At 64.3% G+C, this 17036-nt stretch carries 15 protein-coding genes, 1 tRNA gene and 1 pseudogene; 7 read left to right on the plus strand and 10 right to left on the minus strand.

Annotation, left to right across the window (positions count from 1 at the left end; translation table 11 throughout):
- Positions 1-64 precede the first annotated feature (64 nt).
- Together I7X09_RS13150 and I7X09_RS13155 are read left to right on the plus strand one after the other, a co-directional pair.
- Positions 65-1432, plus strand: a complete 1368-nt coding sequence (locus I7X09_RS13150; RefSeq protein ID WP_024487653.1) for an FAD-binding oxidoreductase — start codon at positions 65-67, stop codon at positions 1430-1432.
- Positions 1433-1541: 109 nt separating this feature from the next.
- Positions 1542-2390, plus strand: coding sequence for a TauD/TfdA family dioxygenase (locus tag I7X09_RS13155; RefSeq protein ID WP_200317201.1), 849 nt, complete (start codon positions 1542-1544; stop codon positions 2388-2390).
- Positions 2391-2397: 7 nt separating this feature from the next.
- On the opposite strand, the gene I7X09_RS13160 is transcribed toward I7X09_RS13155, so the two are convergent.
- Together I7X09_RS13160 and crgA are read right to left on the minus strand one after the other, a co-directional pair.
- A complete protein-coding gene (locus I7X09_RS13160) occupies positions 2398-2889 on the minus strand; it encodes a PH domain-containing protein (RefSeq protein WP_166810385.1) in 492 nt (163 codons plus the stop codon).
- A gap of 107 nt (positions 2890-2996) precedes the next feature.
- Entirely contained in the window at positions 2997-3260 is a 264-nt protein-coding gene (crgA, locus tag I7X09_RS13165) for a cell division protein CrgA (RefSeq protein ID WP_003942576.1), read from the minus strand.
- Positions 3261-3362: 102 nt separating this feature from the next.
- Here crgA and I7X09_RS13170 point away from each other — a divergent pair, with 102 nt between their 5' ends.
- On the plus strand, positions 3363-4076 hold the full coding sequence (locus I7X09_RS13170; protein WP_020967993.1) for a DUF881 domain-containing protein: 714 nt from the start codon (positions 3363-3365) through the stop codon (positions 4074-4076).
- 22 nt (positions 4077-4098) lie between these two features.
- Entirely contained in the window at positions 4099-4764 is a 666-nt protein-coding gene (locus I7X09_RS13175; protein WP_003942537.1) for an aminodeoxychorismate/anthranilate synthase component II, read from the plus strand.
- Positions 4765-4821: 57 nt separating this feature from the next.
- Here I7X09_RS13175 and pknB read toward each other — a convergent pair whose 3' ends face one another.
- The 7 genes from pknB to I7X09_RS13210 all read right to left on the minus strand — a co-directional run bounded on the left by pknB (position 4822) and on the right by I7X09_RS13210 (position 14510).
- Positions 4822-6747 carry a Stk1 family PASTA domain-containing Ser/Thr kinase gene (gene pknB, locus I7X09_RS13180; RefSeq protein ID WP_042453355.1) on the minus strand — a complete coding sequence of 642 codons (1926 nt, stop codon included), beginning with the start codon at positions 6745-6747 and terminating at the stop codon, positions 4822-4824.
- Positions 6744-8102: a protein kinase domain-containing protein gene (locus tag I7X09_RS13185; protein WP_095969327.1), complete on the minus strand. Its 1359-nt coding sequence runs from the start codon at positions 8100-8102 to the stop codon at positions 6744-6746. Before I7X09_RS13185 ends, pknB begins: the two co-directional genes overlap by 4 nt.
- A 3-nt stretch (positions 8103-8105) precedes the next feature.
- Complete coding sequence (locus I7X09_RS13190; protein ID WP_007735774.1) at positions 8106-9572, minus strand: peptidoglycan D,D-transpeptidase FtsI family protein; 1467 nt, start codon at positions 9570-9572, stop codon at positions 8106-8108.
- Complete coding sequence (locus tag I7X09_RS13195; RefSeq protein ID WP_200317203.1) at positions 9569-11020, minus strand: FtsW/RodA/SpoVE family cell cycle protein; 1452 nt, start codon at positions 11018-11020, stop codon at positions 9569-9571. Before I7X09_RS13195 ends, I7X09_RS13190 begins: the two co-directional genes overlap by 4 nt.
- Positions 11020-12444 (minus strand): PP2C family protein-serine/threonine phosphatase, encoded by a 1425-nt coding sequence (locus I7X09_RS13200; protein WP_200317205.1) that lies wholly within the window; start codon positions 12442-12444, stop codon positions 11020-11022. The genes I7X09_RS13195 and I7X09_RS13200 overlap by 1 nt, the downstream gene beginning before the upstream one ends.
- Complete coding sequence (locus I7X09_RS13205) at positions 12441-12905, minus strand: FHA domain-containing protein FhaB/FipA (RefSeq protein WP_003943418.1); 465 nt, start codon at positions 12903-12905, stop codon at positions 12441-12443. Before I7X09_RS13205 ends, I7X09_RS13200 begins: the two co-directional genes overlap by 4 nt.
- Before the next feature lie 186 nt (positions 12906-13091).
- Complete coding sequence (locus I7X09_RS13210) at positions 13092-14510, minus strand: DUF3662 and FHA domain-containing protein (RefSeq protein WP_200317207.1); 1419 nt, start codon at positions 14508-14510, stop codon at positions 13092-13094.
- A gap of 254 nt (positions 14511-14764) precedes the next feature.
- Between I7X09_RS13210 and I7X09_RS13215 the strand changes: the two genes are divergently transcribed.
- Positions 14765-14850: transfer RNA gene (locus I7X09_RS13215), tRNA-Leu, on the plus strand.
- Positions 14851-14903: 53 nt separating this feature from the next.
- Here the strand turns inward: I7X09_RS13215 and I7X09_RS13220 are convergent.
- Positions 14904-15245 (minus strand): hypothetical protein, encoded by a 342-nt coding sequence (locus I7X09_RS13220; RefSeq protein WP_200317209.1) that lies wholly within the window; start codon positions 15243-15245, stop codon positions 14904-14906.
- Between the two features lie 382 nt (positions 15246-15627).
- On the opposite strand from I7X09_RS13220, the pseudogene I7X09_RS13225 reads away from it, so the two are divergent.
- Together I7X09_RS13225 and I7X09_RS13230 are read left to right on the plus strand one after the other, a co-directional pair.
- Positions 15628-15876: pseudogene (locus tag I7X09_RS13225) on the plus strand (DUF2637 domain-containing protein); the annotation flags it as partial.
- Between the two features lie 402 nt (positions 15877-16278).
- Positions 16279-16836, plus strand: coding sequence for a TetR/AcrR family transcriptional regulator (locus I7X09_RS13230; protein ID WP_234036907.1), 558 nt, complete (start codon positions 16279-16281; stop codon positions 16834-16836).
- Positions 16837-17036 lie beyond the last annotated feature (200 nt).

Genomic DNA, 17036 nt, shown 5'->3' on the forward strand with positions numbered 1-17036 from the left:
TCTTTCCGGTTTCTCGGAGTAAATCTACATGGGGTGGTGTAGCCGCCGTCACTATCGTGGAGGCATGACACTCCTTGAGGCGCTCGGCTCGCAGATCGATGCGGATCGACTGATCACCGACCCCGACATCATGGCGAGCTACATCCACGACGACGCCGAGTGGGCTCCCTACGAGATGCCCGTAGCGGTGGTCCGTCCGCGCACAGCCGAGCAGGTACAGACAGTTGTGCAGGCGTGCATCGCCCACGGTGCGCCCGTCGTCACGCGCGGCGCCGGCACCGGTCTGTCGGGTGGAGCCAACGCGGTTGCCGGTGGCGTCGTGATCGCCTTCGACGCGATGAACGCCATCAAGGAGATCAACACCCTCGAGCGTTTGGCCGTGGTCGAACCCGGAGTGGTCAATGATCACCTCCGCGACGCCTGCGCCGAGCACGGCCTCTGGTATCCGCCCGATCCAGCCAGCGCGCCCTGGTCGACGATCGGAGGCAACGTCGCGACCAATGCCGGCGGCCTGTGCTGCGTCAAGTACGGCGTCACCAAGGATTACGTGCTGGGCATGCAGGTGGTCACCGGAACCGGTGAGTTGGTTCGGCTCGGGCGTCGAACTGCCAAGGGAGTGGCAGGATTTGATCTCTCGGCGCTCATGGTCGGCTCCGAAGGCACTCTCGGCGTGATCACCGAGGTGACCGTCAAGCTTCGTCCTCAGCGCGATCCCGAACGCACCATCGTCGGATACTTCGACTCCATCGTCGCTGCGGGCAAGGCCGTCGAAGCCGTAGCTGCCGACGGTCTCACGCCGTCTGCCCTCGAGTTGATCGATCGACAGTGCCTGCTTGCCGTCGACGCCTGGAAGAACATGGGCCTCTCGGCCGACGCCGAGGTTGTCCTGCTCGGCCGCATCGACACACCGGGCGAGATCGGCGACGCCGAAGCCGAGCGAATGTTGGCCTGCTTCAACCGTTCCGGGGCAACCTGGAGCGCCAGATCCACCGATCAGGAGGAAGCCGACGCTTTGTTCTCTGCCCGGCGTCTGGCTTACCCCGCCCTCGAGCGGCTCGGCCCGGTGCTCACCGAGGACATCTGTGTTCCCAAGGCGGCGGTTCCGGAGATGTTGGCGCGCATCGAGGCCATCTCGGCCAGGCACGACACGCACATCGCGAACATCGCGCATGCGGGTGACGGCAACCTGCATCCGCTGCTGATCACGCCACACGACGACGAAGCGGCGCGGAGGCGTGCTCAGGCGGCTTTTGCCGAGATCATCGACAACGCCCTCGAGTTGGGCGGAACCGTCACCGGTGAACACGGCGTCGGCCTGCTGAAGATGGGCGGCCTCGCGCAAGAACTGTCGCCGGCCGTCGTCGCGATGCATCATGCAATCAAGGGCGCACTCGACCCGCACGGAATCATGAACCCCGGCAAGGTGATCTGAAGGAAGGCTAGCTCCGTAACCGAATCGGTTTCCGGGGTTACGCCGTCGAAATGACGAGTTCCTACGCTCGAGTTGAACCGTTTGGCCAACTCGACGTATGGAGTCATGAATGTTCTCTTCCGAATTGACGCTGGCAAGTGTTGTTCCGCGGCGCGTGGACACGGTCGAGGCCGTCCGGGCGGCAATCGCTCTCGACGGCGCCGCGGTCTTCGGTGGGCTGCACACCGAGGAAGATGCCATTGCATTCGCGTCGAAGTTGCTCGGTGAGAAGTGCATTCGCGTCGGCCGACAGTTCGAGGCGAGCGCCAGAAGCCAGGATGCCGAAGCCGCTGTCGTCGACACCCAACCGGTGGACGAACGCGGGCGCAAGCGCTCGTTCGGTATCTCCGGCGAGCGGATGACCGCCCACAACGACGGGTTTGCTTTCGGTGATTACGCGCCCGACTATCTATTTCTGTGGTGCAAGCGTCCGGCGTACCCGAGTGGCGGCGACTCGTTTCTCATCGATGCGGTCAAGCTGACGCAATTGCTCGCCTTCGATCCCGCAACAGCGGAACTGGCCGAATTCTGTTGGAGCACAGACATCGACCATTCGGAACCGAACTTCCCACAGAACACCTTCGCGCCGATTGCCCGGACTGTGCCGAGTGGACGCAACCAAGTTCGGTACCACCCGTACCTCGCGCCGATCGCCGGTGAATCGGAGGAAGCGCAGTGGCCGCTGGTGAAGCAGTGGAGTGAGGCCGTGATTCACGTGCGAGACAGCGGGCCGATGTTCCGTGCCGAAGCCGGCGAGATGATCTGCATCGACAATTACCGGGTGCTGCACGGCCGCGATGGGTATACCGACCCCGGCCGCGAGCTGTACTCGATCTGGGGATGGTCGAGCGACGCCGTCGCGGTGCCGCAGCAAGCGCTCGACATCGTGCAGCCGGACCTCGCGGCACTGGCCATGTAGCCCGCGCCTACTTCTCCGGCGGCACCAAACCTTGGACGGCGAGCACGTCCAAGACATCCTCCGGCGACGTGCCGAGATCCCAGCGTCCGAAGATCAACAGCTTCTCCGTGTCGGTGGGCCGGTCGACGATGTCGATCTCGAGCATCGGGACGCGTCGGCCCAGACGCGGGTAGCGGACAAGCCGCACGCGGTCGATCTGTTCGCGGGTGAACTCGTGGCGGGCGCGCAATCGCTGCACCGCGATCGACTTGATTCCCGCGTCTTCGATCACTGCCAGGCGGGGACGCTGACGCAGGGCGAGTCCGCCCATCACGAACAGCCCGATCACCGCGAGGGCGAGCAGGAAGCGTCCGGCAGGCTCGGTGGGCGCGATTATCGAGGCGATCGCGAGGGCAATTCCGCCGCCGAACATCGCGTAGACAACACCCATCGGAGTGGCCCACGAGACGACCTCCGTGGCGTTGTCACGAGGCTGTGGATGAAATTCATCCTCGAGCATGTGGATAACTTCCTAGGTTGTCCACAGGAGTTATCCACAATGGGGATGAATGACACCCATGTAATTGAATGACGGTCACGATCCGGGTCGAATCAGATACTCGCTGGTCAGCGCCATCTCATGGTCATCACAAGGCCCACAACCATGAAGCCGAAGCCGACGAGGAAGTTATAGTTTCCCAAGTCGTTCATCCACGTGATCGAATCCGCGGCCAAGTAGTACACAATCAGCCACGCCAGGCCGACAAGCATGAATCCGAGCATCACCGAGACGTACAACGTGCTCGACGGACCCATCTTCACCTTCACCGGAGTGCGGTTTGCCGGGTTGACTGTGTAGTCGTTCTTCTTACGGACCTTCGACTTGGGCATGACGTCCTCGCTCTACGGTGTGACCTGCATGTGTTACCTACACGCTAACGTAGCTGTGTCCAGTTGGTCACCGGCCGACCTGCACAATCCGGGAGGAGCCACGTGTCTTCGGGTGAATCTTCACGAACCGTCTGGCACATCGGTGTACTTGCCGTCTGCCTGGTAGCCGGTCTGATGGTCGCCACGGCGCAGAGATCCGCCGAGGAAAATCAGCTCCAGGTCACCGAAAGCACCAGGCTCTCCGATCTGGTCCGCAGCGCCCAGGCCAATGCCGAGAAAGTTTCGGCCGACCGGGACGAACTTGCCGCTCAGCTCGATTCGCTGCAGGAAGACGCCGCTCGGTCCGACGCCGGCGTGGCAGCGGCTCTCGGTGACATCAAGAACATCTCTGCCGACGCAGGACTGACGGAGATGACCGGCCCCGGTGTCGTGGTCACCATGACGGACGCCCCGCGCAACGCCGACGGCAAGTATCCGGTCGACGCCACCCCGGACGACCTCGTCGTGCATCAGCAGGACGTCCAGAGCGTCCTGAACGCACTGTGGGCCGGCGGGGCCGAAGCGGTGGGCATGCAGGACCAACGGATCATCAGTACGTCGGCGCCACGGTGCATCGGAAACACCCTCCTTCTTCACGGCCGTACCTACAGTCCGCCGTACGTGATGAGCGCGATCGGCGATGTTGCGCGCCTCGAGGCGGCACTCGCTGCCGAACCGGGCATTCGGATCTACAAGCAGTACGCGACCCGCTTCGGCCTCGGGTACACGCAGGCGACGCCGTCGCAGATCACGGTCCCCGCCTATACCGGCGGATAGCACGGGCGTTTACCCTGCTCTCATGAGGATTCTCGTCGTCGACAACTACGACAGCTTTGTGTTCAACCTGGTGCAGTACCTCGGCCAGCTCGGAACCGAAGCCGTGGTCTGGCGCAACGACGATCCACAACTGACGGCCGACCTCGAGGGTGCAGTAGCTCAGTTCGACGGCATTCTCTTGAGCCCTGGCCCCGGAACCCCGCAGCGTGCGGGAGCGACGATGGATCTGGTGAAGGTCTGCGCCGACACCAAGACCCCGCTGCTCGGCGTCTGCCTCGGACACCAGGCGATCGGTGCGGCTTTCGGCGGAACCGTCGACCGCGCTCCCGAACTGCTCCACGGCAAGACGAGTCTGGTTCACCACAAGGACGTCGGCGTCCTGGCCGGGCTACCCGATCCGTTCACCGCTACCCGATACCACTCGCTGACGGTTCTCGAGGACACCATTCCCGAGGAACTCGAGGTGACTGCACACACCGAGAGCGGCGTCGTGATGGCGATGCGTCACCGCGAACTGCCGATTCACGGCGTCCAATTCCACCCCGAGTCCGTACTCACCCAGGGTGGGCACCGGATGCTCGCGAACTGGCTCGCAGTCTGCGGTGAGGCGCCTCCAGAAGGACTCGTCGCAGCCCTCGAGGCCGAGGTCGCGTCGGCGCTCGGCGGCGCATTGCCCGCAATTCTCTGACATCTGTCCACAAAAAAGTGCCTCCCGGAAATCTCCGGGAGGCACTTTTTCAGTTTGCTAGCGGCCGGGGATTCCGAGCGCTCCGACGCTGACGGTGATCACCGCGTCCTTGGAGATCTCCGATCCCGGAGGCTGCGTCTGCGAGACGATCTTGCCCACCATCTCCGGGGTGAGCGTCGTGCTCTGGTTCTGCACCAGCTGCGACGCAGTTCCCGCCCAACCGGCTGCGCGAAGCGTGCTCAACGCCTCGGACACCGTCTTGTTGGTCAGATCAGGCATCGCGACCTGGTTGCCGTTGGACACTCGCAGCGTCACGGTCGAACCCTTGGTGGCCGACGTGCCACCGGTCGGGTCGGTCGAAACGACCTGTCCCTTCGGCAGTCCCGAATCGATCTCCGTGATTTGGACGACGAACCCGGCACCTTCGATGTTGGGCCTCGCCACCTCTTCACGCTGACCGGTGACATCCGGGACACGAACCTGCTCCGGTCCGGTGCCCACGGTGATCGAGACCGCGGAATCGAGAACCACCGATACTCCGACGGCAGGATCCTGATTGACGATCTTGTCGACCTCGGCGACGGTCGATGCCGCCTTGCCGATGGTCGGATCAAGTCGGAGACCGACGGAGTTGAGCTTCTTCTCGGCGTCGTCCTGGCTCAGGCCGGTCAAGCGCGGGATCGCGACCTGCTCGGGGCCGGTGGACACGTCGATGGTGACGGTGCTGCCCTTCTCGATGCGAACCCCGGCAACCGGACGCGTCGTGATGACGTTTCCGGCAGCGATCACCTTGTCGGTCTTCTGCTGACGCTCCACCTGGAATCCGGCGTTGGTCAGCGTCGCCTCGGCGACGTCGGCGGGCTGGTTGGTCAGGTCACCCGGAACGGTCACCATCTCGACCTTCGGCGAGTTCACCCGAATGAGGAAGAATGTCACCAGACCGATCACCAGAAGCGCCGCGATGCCCATCAGGGCGTAGCGTCCGCCTTTCTTCTTGGCAGGCGGCTCGGCGGCGCGAGTTGTCCGCGCAGGAACCGGCTCGACCGGATCGGGAGCAGTTCGGTAATTCCCGGTGTCGGAGCCGACGGCGCCGAGGATGGTGGTGCGGTCCTCGTCGTTCATCACCATCGGCGCACTCGGACGCTGACCGCCCAGGACACGCACCAAGTCGCTGCGCATGTCGCCGGCGCTCTGGTAGCGGTTGGCCGGGTTCTTGCTCATCGCCTTGAGAATGATCGAATCCAGCTCGCGCGGAATGTCGGGATTGATCTCCGACGGCGTCTGCGGATCTTCACGAACGTGCTGGTACGCCACGGCGACCGGTGAATCACCCTTGAACGGCGGCTCGCCCGTCAGAATCTCGAACAGCACACAACCGAGCGAGTAGACGTCCGAACGTGCGTCCACCTGCTCACCTCGCGCCTGCTCCGGCGACAGGTACTGAGCGGTGCCGATCACGGCGGCCGTCTGCGTCATCGGGCTCGACGCGTCGGAGATCGCGCGGGCGATGCCGAAGTCCATCACCTTCACGGCGCCGGCACGGTTGATCATGATGTTGGCGGGCTTGACGTCGCGGTGCACGATGCCGTTGCGGTGGCTGAAGTCCAAAGCGGCACAGACGTCCGCGATCACTTCCATCGCCTTGCGCGGCGCCATCGGCCCGGTGCTGCGCACGATGTCACGCAACGTGTCGCCGTCGACGTACTCCATGACGATGTACGGCAGCGGCCCGGCGTCGGTCTCGGCTTCACCGGTGTCGTAGACGGCCACGATCGCCGGATGGTTCAGCGCGGCAGCGTTCTGCGCCTCACGACGGAACCGCAAGTAGAACGTGGGGTCGCGCGCGAGGTCTGCACGCAGCACCTTGATCGCGACGTCGCGGCTGAGTCGGAGGTCGCGCGCCAGGTGAACCTCGGACATTCCGCCGAAGCCGAGAATCTCACCCAGCTCGTAGCGGGAGGAGAGATTGCGGGGTGTCGTCATTGGTCTTGTCCTAGCGGTTCTTCAGCGTCTCCGGGATCCGCCAACGGCTCAGTGGTCGTTGTGGTCGTCGTTGTCGTCGTGGTGGTGGTTGTGGTCGTCGGAGTTGTTGTTGTCGTGGTCGGCGTTGTCGTGGTGGTTGTCGGCTCGGTCGTGGTTGTCGTCGGCCGAGTCGTCGTTGTTGTCGGCTCGGTGGTCGTCGTCGTCGGCCGAGTTGTCGTCGTGGTGGGCTTGGTCGTCGTGGTGGTCGGCAACGTCGTGGACGTGACGACGGGCGGCGTCGGGTCGCTCGGACCGTCGGTCGCGATCCAGACTCCGCCGATGATCAACGCCAACAAGATCAATCCGCCGCCGGCCCATGCCACGGCCTTCTGCCCACTGGTCATTCCGCCGGCTGCCGCGTCGTCCGCTGCAGCTGCGCCCGTCACCGGGCCCGCGTACGTCGGCGGCATGACCTGCGTGGCACCCGTTGCCGGCAACGCGCTCGCGGCACCGGTGGCGAGCAGACCGGGCGGCGGTGGACGCCTCCCTGCCCGAACGGCTGCAACGGCGTCGGCGAACTCACCGCCACTGGCGTAGCGGCCGGCCGGATCCTTGGTCAACGTGATGTCGATGAGCTCGCGGATGTTCGGCGGCAGGTCGGCCGGCATCGGTGCCGGGGTTTCCTGCACGTGCTTCATCGCGACGGTCAGCGCGCCGTCACCGGTGAACGGGCGTCGACCCGAAAGTGCTTCGTATCCGACGATTCCCAACGAGTACACGTCGCTCGCCGCGGTCGCGTCCTGACCGAGGGCCTGCTCGGGCGCGATGTACTGGGCGGTGCCCATCACCATTCCCGTACGCGTGACAGGAGAGTTCTCGACGGCCTTGGCGATGCCGAAGTCCGTGATCTTCACCTGGCCCGTCGGCGTGATGAGGATGTTGCCCGGCTTCACGTCGCGGTGCACGACACCGGCGTCGTGTGCGACCTGCAGAGCGCGGCCGGTCTGCTCGAGCATGTCGAGGGCATGCGGAACCGCCAGGCGGCCGACGCGTGCCAGGACGGCGTTGAGCGGTTCACCGTTGACGAGTTCCATCACCAGGTACGCCGTGGAATCGCCCGAGCTGTCGCGGGTCTCGCCGTAGTCGTAGATTCCGGCGATACCGGGGTGGTTGAGCTGCGCGGTGGTGCGGGCCTCGAAGCGGAAGCGCTCCAAGAACTCCGGATCGGAAGAGAACTCGGACTTGAGTACCTTGACGGCGACGCGACGGTTGAGGCGGGAGTCGGTGGCTTCCCACACCTGACCCATCCCACCGGTGGCGATGAGACGGATCAATCGGTAACGATCGGCGATCAAAGCGCCGTTGTTCAACGCCACGGTTCAGCCCCCTTGGATTCCGGCTGCGATGACTGCACGACCGATCGGCGCAGCAACCGAGCCACCGGTAGCGGCAAGTCCGCGGTCACCACCGTTCTCGACGATGACGGCCACGGCGACCGTCGGATTCTGCGCCGGTGCAAAAGCGATGTACCAGGCGTGCGGCGGAGTTTCCCGCGGGTTCACGCCGTGCTCGGCGGTACCGGTCTTGGACGCGATCTGAACCCCGGGGATCTTGCCGTCGCCGCCGGTGAAGTTCTCCGAGCCGATCATCAGATCGGTCAACGTTGCGGCCACTGCTGGCGAGATGGCCTGACCCATCGACACCGGTGACGGCGTACTGAGGTCGGTCAGATCGGGTGCCTGCAGCTGGGAGATCAGGTTGGGCTGCATCCGCACACCACCGTTGGCGACGGTCGCGGCGATCACTGCGTTCTCGAGCGGGGTCACCGCGACGTCGCGCTGGCCGATGCTGGTCTGACCGAGAGCCGCGTCGTCGGAGATGTCGCCGACAGTGCTGTCAGCAACCGGCAGCGGGATCGCGGGAGTGTTGGGTCCGATGCCGAAGGCGCTGGCCTCGTCCTTGATGGCATCGGCGCCGTCCTTGATGCCCAGTTCGACGAACGCCGTGTTGCACGAGCGCGCAAACGCGTCGCGCAACGACGCCGTCGGGTTGGGGCCACAGGTGCTGCCGTTGTAGTTCTCGAGGGTCGTGCTGGTGCCGGGCAGCGTGATCTGCGGAGCCGCGGTCAGCTGGTCGTCCGGCGTCGCACCGTTGCCCAGAGCTGCGGCAGTGGTGAGCACCTTGAACGTCGAGCCGGGCGGGTAGGTCTGCGAGATCGCGCGGTTGACCAGCGGATCGTTGGGATCGGCATTGAGCTCGTCCCACGCCTTGGTGGTTTCGGCGCCGTCGTGGCTGGCAAGCAGGTTCGGGTCGTAGCTCGGGGTGCTGACCATCGTCAGGATGCGTCCGGTGCTCGGCTCGATGGCGACGACGGAACCGGTGTAGCCCTTGCTGGTCAGCTGGTCGTAAGCCACTTGCTGCATCGCCGGATTGAGCGTCGTGACGACGTTGCCGCCGCGCGGATCGCGTCCGGACACCAGGTCGAAGAAGCGCTGACTGAACAACCGGTTGTCCGAGCCGTTCAGAATCGGATCCTCGGTGCGCTCGAGGCCGGCGCTGCCGTACTGCATCGAGTAGAAGCCCGTGACCGGTGCGTAAGGGTACGGATTCGGATACTCGCGCAAGTACTTGTACCGGTCGTCGGTGGCGCGTGAGGCGGCAAGCACCTGACCGGAAGCCGAGATCTGACCTCGCTGGCGTGAGTACTCGTCGAGCAGCACCCGCGAGTTGCGCGGGTCGGCTCGCAGGTCGTCAGCTTTGATGACCTGTACGTACGTGGCGTTGGCGAGGAGCGCGACGACCATCACCATGACGGCCATCGCGACGCGGCGCAGTGGAGTGTTCATACGCGCGGCATCATCTCGGTATTGGCGTCAGCGATTGGGGGCGGACCTTTCTTCTTCGTCACTACCGGCGCACGAGCCGCGTCCGAGATCCGGACGAGGATGCCCAGCAGTAGGTAGTTCGCGAGCAGCGACGAGCCGCCGTACGACATGAACGGTGTTGTCAGACCCGTCAGCGGGATCAACTTGGTGACGCCGCCGACGACGACAAAAATCTGGATCGCGATGGTGAACGACAGACCGGCGGCGAGCAGTTTGCCGAAGCTGTCGCGCACTGCCAACGCCGTACGCAGGCCGCGCACGATGAGAAGCAGGAACAGCATCAGCACAGCTGCCAGGCCGATCAGGCCGAGCTCTTCGCCGATGGTCGCGATGATGAAGTCCGTCTTCGCGAACGGCACCTGGTTGGGCCGGCCACTGCCCAGACCTGTTCCGGCGATACCACCGGTGGCCAGGCCGAACAGCGATTGCGAGATCTGATACCCGGTGTTGGCGTAATCGCCGAGCGGGTCCAGCCAGGTGTCGACGCGCACGCGTACGTGGCCGAACATCTTGTAGGCGAAGAAGAATCCGATGGCGAGCAGTCCGCCGCCGATCACCAGCCAGCCCACACGTTCGGTCGCGATGTAGAGCATCACCAGCACGGTGCTGAAGAGCAGCAACGACGTGCCGAGGTCGGTTTCGAAGACGAGCACGCCCACCGAGACGATCCAGGCGAGCAGGATCGGACCGAGGTCGCGGGCACGCGGAAAGTCCATGCCCAGGAAGTGTTTGCCGGCCGAGGTGAACAGGTCGCGCTTGGCGACGAGTACCGACGCGAAGAAGATGATGAGCAGGATCTTCGCGAACTCGCCTGGCTGAATGCTGAATCCGGGCAGGCGAATCCAGATTTTTGCGCCGTTCACGCTCGAGAACTTCGCCGGCAGGATCGCGGGAATCGCCAGGAACACCAGACCTGCGAGGCCGAGCGTGTAGCTGAACCGCGCCATCAGGCGGTAGTCCTTCAAGAACACGAGCAGCAGCACGAAACCGGTGATCGCCAATGCAGTCCACATGACCTGCTGGTTCGCATCCGGAGACGGTGCCTCGACGCCGTTGTAGAGCGCTGTCTGTTCGTCGGCGAGGTCGAGTCGGTGGATGAGCACCAACCCCAGGCCGTTGAGCAGGGCGACGATCGGCAGCAGCAGCGGATCGGCGTACGGCGCATACCGTCGAATTGCCAAGTGCGCGATCAGGAACAGGCCCGTGTACGCGAGCGCGTACTTGGCGAGGTCCAGCGTGATCTTCTGTTCCTGGCTCGCCTCGACGAGCAGAAGCGAGACCGTCGTGATGATGACGGCAAAGCCCAGGAGCAGTAGCTCCATGTTTCGACGGGTCGACTGGACCGGCGCCGGGGCAAAACCTCCGGGCGGACTCGGAAAAGCCGTCCCCGCAGCTGCGTTGGACGACATCAGTTGACCGTCCTGCAAGTCTGACCGGGAATGTCGGTCGGCGTAGGCGTAGTCGTGGGTGCTGCCGTCGTCGGCGTGGCCGGCTCCGCGGGCGGTACGGGGGGCGGCGTGGTCTCCGGTGCCGGCGGGGGTGTGGGCGCGGCCGTCGTTGTCGGAACCGGCTCGCAACGAGGCAGCAGATCGCCGCCGATGAGACGGATCATCTGGCTCTGCGCATCCTCACGCTTGCCCGACGGCAGCCCGGCGCGCACCTGCTCCTGCGCTGACGGCTGCAGATCGGTGACCTCGAGGATGTTGCAGTCGCTGGGAATCGCGTCGGGGGAGACGAGGGTCAGGACGTCGTCGTCGCCGACGCAACCCACCAGATCCGCGTCTTGCAGTGAGTAACCGAGCACCGAACCGGGGATTCCGCGCAGCACCGTCACGCGGCCGTTGTCTTCGCCGACGTAGTAGTTGTTGCGGATGACGGCGCGGCCGATCACGGCGCCGACGCCGACCAGTGCGATCAGCACCACGGCGAGGACCACCCACCACAACCGGTTCCGCTTCTTCTTCGGTTCCGGTTCGGGTTGGGAGACAACTCGCTTGGGCGTCGCGCGCGGCGGACGCATGGCAGCGGCGCGGCCGGCCGCGGTGTTGGGGGGAGGGGCGTCCTCTTCCTCTTCCGTCGACGCGGCGCCCGCGACGATGGGATGAGACTGGCCGTAATCGAGGTCGATGACATCGGCGACGACGACGGTGACGTTGTCGGGACCGCCGCTGCGCAGCGCCAATTCGATGAGACGGTCGGCGCACTGCTCCTGCGAGCCCTCGCGCATCGTGTTCTCGATGGTCTCGTCGCTGACCACGTCGGAGAGGCCGTCGGAGCAGAGCAGATAACGATCGCCAGCACGGGCTTCGCGCACGGTGAGCGTCGGCTCGATCTCGTTGCCGGTCAACGCCCGCATGATCAGGGATCGCTGCGGGTGAGTGTGTGCTTGCTCGGCGGTGATCCTGCCCTCGTCGACCAACGACTGAACGAACGTGTCGTCGCGGGTGATCTGCGTCAGGTGATCGTCACGCAGCAGGTAGGCGCGCGAGTCGCCGATGTGCACGAGGCCGAGCTTGCTGCCGGAGAAGAGGATCGCGGTGAGCGTGGTGCCCATGCCGTCGAGTTCGGGTTCTTCCTCGACGTGATCGGCGATGGAATCGTTGCCCTCGCGGGTGGCTGCCTCGAGCTTGCCGAGCAGATCCTCGCCGGGCTCGTCGTCGTCGAGATGCGCCAGGGCGGCAATCATCAACTGCGACGCGACCTCACCGGCCGCGTGTCCGCCCATGCCGTCGGCCAAGGCCAACAGGCGTGCACCGGCGTAGACGGAATCTTCGTTGTTGGAGCGCACGAGACCGCGGTCGCTGCGCGCCGCGTAGCGGAGAACAAGGGTCACGGGCGTAGCTCGATTACCGTCTTGCCGACGCGAACCGGAGTGCCCAGCGGCACACGCACCGCAGTGGTGACCTTGGCGCGGTCCAGATAGGTGCCGTTGGTCGAACCGAGATCCTCGACGTACCAGTCAGCTCCGCGCTGCGAGAGCCGCGCATGGCGCGTCGACGCGTAATCGTCGGTGAGAACGAGCGTCGAATCGTCGGCGCGGCCGATCATGACGGGCTGAGAACCGAGGGTGATGCGGGTGCCGGCGAGGGCGCCCTGCGTGACCACCAGGTACCGAGGCACCTTCGCCTTGCCCAGTGAGGGCAGGACCTTTCCGGCGCGGGTGTACCGCGGCGGAACCCTGACCCCGGAGCCGGCATAGATGTCGGAGCGGAGAGTGCGGAGGACTGCCCAGACGAACAGCCACAGTAGGAGCAGGAAGCCCGCCCGTGTGAGTTGCAGAATCAGGCCCTGCACGGCTGTCCACCTCCTTCTATGGCTCGAGCCCCGCCGCAGCGGGGTTCGAGCATTGTCGACTGGCAGCATCATAGGGGGCTCTGGGCCCCGAAGATCACGATACTGACAGCCGCGTGACGGCGGCGCGCCGACGGACCGCCGAATGTTCGATTGTTATCGGAAAAATCCTGGCGTCCGTTTCTCAGCTCAGAGAATGCGAACCAGAATCTCCGAGTGACCTGCACGAATGATGTCGCCGTCTGCCAGCTGCCAGTCCTGGACCGGTGCGCCGTTGACGGTGGTGCCGTTCGTGGATCCCAAATCGGACAGCATCGCGGTGCGGCCGTCCCAACGGATGTCGATGTGACGACGTGAGACGCCGGTGTCCGGGAGGCGGAACTGGGCTTCCTGGCCGCGGCCGATGACATTGCTGCCGTCGCGAAGCTGGAAGTGGCGTCCGCTGCCGTCCTCGAGCTGCAGGGTTGCCGTCAGGCTTTGGGCCGTCGGTGCGTAACCGCCCTGAGGCTGGGCGTAGCCCTGCTGCGGGTAGGCCTGCGTCTGCTCGAAGTTGCCGCCCTGCTCGTAGCCGGCCTGCTCGTACGGCTGCTGTGTGTACGCCTGCTGGTCGTAGCCGCCCTGCTGGTAGCTCTGCTGGTCGTAGCCCGGCTGATCGTAGGACTGGCCGTTGTACGGCTGCTGGTAACCCTGCTGGTCGTAGCCGCCCTGCTGGTAACCCTGCTGGTCGTACCCACCCTGGTACGCCTGCTGGCCGTAGCCCTGCTGGTCGTACGGCTGCTGCTGGTAGCCCTGCTGGTCGTAGCCGCCGCCCTGCTGGTCATAACCCTGCTGGTCGTAACCGGCCTGCTCGTACGGCTGCTGCTGGTTCGGGTACGCCTGCTGGTCGTAGCCACCCTGCTGCTGGTTGTAGCCCTGCTGGTCGTCGCCCGTGCGGTAACCGTCGCCGCGGTCGTAACCGTTCTGGTACGGCGCTTCCTGGCCCTGCGGAGCGGCGTAACCGCCGTCGTCGTGGGAGTACCCGTTCCGTGCCGGCTGCTGCGGTTCGGGCTGGCGACCCGCCGGTTCGCGGCTTGGTTCGTAGCCTGAGTTCTGCGTCATGGGGCCGGCTCCTGGTTGTGACGGGACTGGATTGGAAACAGGGGGAACAATCGGTGCGGGTCGCTGAGGCGGCCGTTGTGGAGGCCGCGACGAAACCTGCGGAACATGCGACGGCGGTGATGCCTGCTCGGCGTCACCATCCGGGTCGACGGTTCCGCGGGTGCGGAACTGACCGGTGTGGAGCGCAGGCGAAGGCTCGAAAGTGACCGAGATGTCGCCGTACGTCTGCCAACCCTGATCGCGGATGAAATCCTGCAGGTGTCGGCTGAAAGCTTTGGTAGTCAGTTCGCGATCAGCTGCCAACTCTTCGTGATCGGAGTTGTTGATGGTGATCACGTAGTTGTTGGGGGCGAGAAGGATTCCGCCGCCGAGGTGCTCGACGCGGTCACGTGCCTCCTGCTGGAGCGCCGCCTCTACTTCCTGCGGCACAACACCACCACCGAAGACCCGCGCGAATGCGTCGCCGACAGCTCCTTGGAGCTTTCGTTCGAAACGCTGCACGATGCCCATCGGGCCCTCCTCTCGCCTCGCATCTACGACGGCAAAATGCTCGGCAAGTAGCGCCGGCACCGCCTTGTCGCGTGTCGTCCAAACTGCTGTACAGGTTCCACGGTACTGTCAAATGTCGCTTCGGCAGTACCTGGCCGCTGTTTCAGCATGGTATCGGTTCTGGGCTTTCGGGTCCTCGGTGTTCATCGATTCGTGCCCTGATCTGCACGAATAGAACTTTCAAAGTTTGTCGTGATAATGTTTCGGCGTTGCTCGGGCGAGTGGCGGAATGGCAGACGCGCTGGCTTCAGGTGCCAGTGTCCTTCGGGACGTGGGGGTTCAAGTCCCCCTTCGCCCACCACAAGACGAGGCCACGAACTCATAAGAGTTCGTGGCCTCCTTTTTTGTTGTCGGCTATCTGGCCAAGGCCTGAATGAAGCTCAGAACGAAGTCCAATGCGGTGCCCGCAAACGGGTTGCCGACTGGTTGAGTGGCCGCGGCGGGCGCAGTGATCTGAGGGTTCATCATCCCTGGCGGCAGTGTGCCGGGTGGGAGATTGATGACGGCGTTGATGTCGTAGATGGTGTTGTCGGGGCCGTTGGTCACCGAGAACGAGAGACTGCCGAAGTCGACGACCGGAGTGTCGGCCGATGCAGTACCAACTGCACTGCCGAAGGTGATCGCGGCAGCGAGCGCGCCGACACCGAGGGCCGCGGTGGTCCGGGACAAACGAGTAGGCGTTGCGGGTCCATTCACAGATGTGCTCCCTTTCGTGGTGACAGCATCCGCGTGGGAACGCGGAGGAGCCACGAGATTGCAACCACTATCGAGGAAGATAACGGACATTCACCCCATGGCGGGGTGGTTCGGCACGAAGTGCTTCGTCGTTCCTAGCAGTCAGAGACTTGGGAGTTGCCCGGGTGACTGCCCAGGAGATTCTTCTCGTCTTGGTTGAACGTCTGTTGGCCGACGGAACCCTCAGTAACCGGGTGGAACGTGACGTTCTCGCTCGACGCTGACCCTTCGTATTTTCGTATATCCGTAGATGCGGACATACGCGGAAAGCTAAATGGGGCCCCACAGGGAGGCAACCCGGCGAGGCTCCAGACCGGGAACCTCTGGAAGGAAAAACCCGATCATGACCGACTTTAGCCTCCGGGCTGCCCGCATCCAGCTAGGCGCATTGCTCGGCGCACTCGCACTCGTCATTGCACTCGGCATCACCACCGGCGCATTCGTACTTTCCTTCGCCGTACAACGCGACCTCGCAAGGCAAGCACTGATCCCCGAACACCTGACCTGAATCTTCCCGACGATCGTTGACAGTGCAATCCTCGGCGCCACCGTCGTCATCATCAGCAAGCTCAACATGAACAAACGCGACAGAAGCTGTCCGTCGATAAGTCGCTCAGCGGCGCCCGCGCCAGTTGCGAAGCGTGGACCGAAGCTCTCACGCCAATCGTCGTCGACGCTATCCGTTCAGGCGCCCTTCGACTGCGTGCAAGCATGTCTCGGCTTGCAGACACTCTATGCGCCGGTTTCGTCGGCGCTGCGCAGGTTGCCGCTAGCCTCGAGAACCACACCATCACCAGACGAGTCGACGATCTGCTGCTAACGTGGCGCGGAACCGACCCGGCCGCAGACCGTATGGTCGAAGAAGCATCCCTGTGAACAGCCCCAACGAACCGGCACACACCCCGGAAAGTCTGGAAAGTGCTTCCACCACGAGAACCCGCCCGCGGATCGGGCGCATCCCCGGCAGCAAGAACTCTGCAATGCAGACCGCGCAGTGCGAACGCGAGAAGCGATTATCGCCGTCGTAGCCCGGCACTTCGACACCGACGGGTACGGCCACACCAGCATCGACACCATCAGCGGTACCGGAAAATTCGCGAAAGGCGAGAAATACCACTTCCCATCCAAAGAAGCGATCGCCGAACACCTCATCTCGGACCGGAACCGCACCTTCGACGAAATCATCCGTGAAGCACTAGCGGCTGGCCCGCGCACCACGCTGGGGGAGAAGCTGTCAGCGATCTTCACGTCCCTCGCTCGTCAGATCGCCGAGAACATCAAGGTGCGGGCCGGCATGAAACTCACCCTCGAACCCACCATCGACAACGGCGCAGCATTCGCACGCTGGGTCGAGGCCATCAATGACATCATCGAAACAGCCATCACCGACGGTGAACTCACCGACACGCCCACCAGTCACCGACTCGCATGGAACCTGTGCGCCGGTACCGTCGGGGCTGCCACCGGAGCCGCTGCACTGCGTGAAGATGTCGACCTCACCACTCGCATCGAGGCCATGGTTACAGCGCACGTGCGCAGCGCCCTGAAGTGACCGCAGGTCGTGAGAATTATCGACATCGCACCGAAATGTGGGGAATCAATTACCTCATGCACACGAGGCACTCATGCTATGGCGCACCTGAATCGAATCCGCTACGCAAGAATTGGTCCGGTTCGAGCCCTTCATCGCCGGCCCGCCATACGGGCGGCGACCTCGTCTTCGAATAACGACTCGACCTGGACCGAATCACC

The sequence above is a fragment of the Rhodococcus sp. P-2 genome (assembly GCF_016598535.1).
Classification (GTDB): Bacteria; Actinomycetota; Actinomycetes; order Mycobacteriales; family Mycobacteriaceae; genus Rhodococcus_F; species Rhodococcus_F baikonurensis.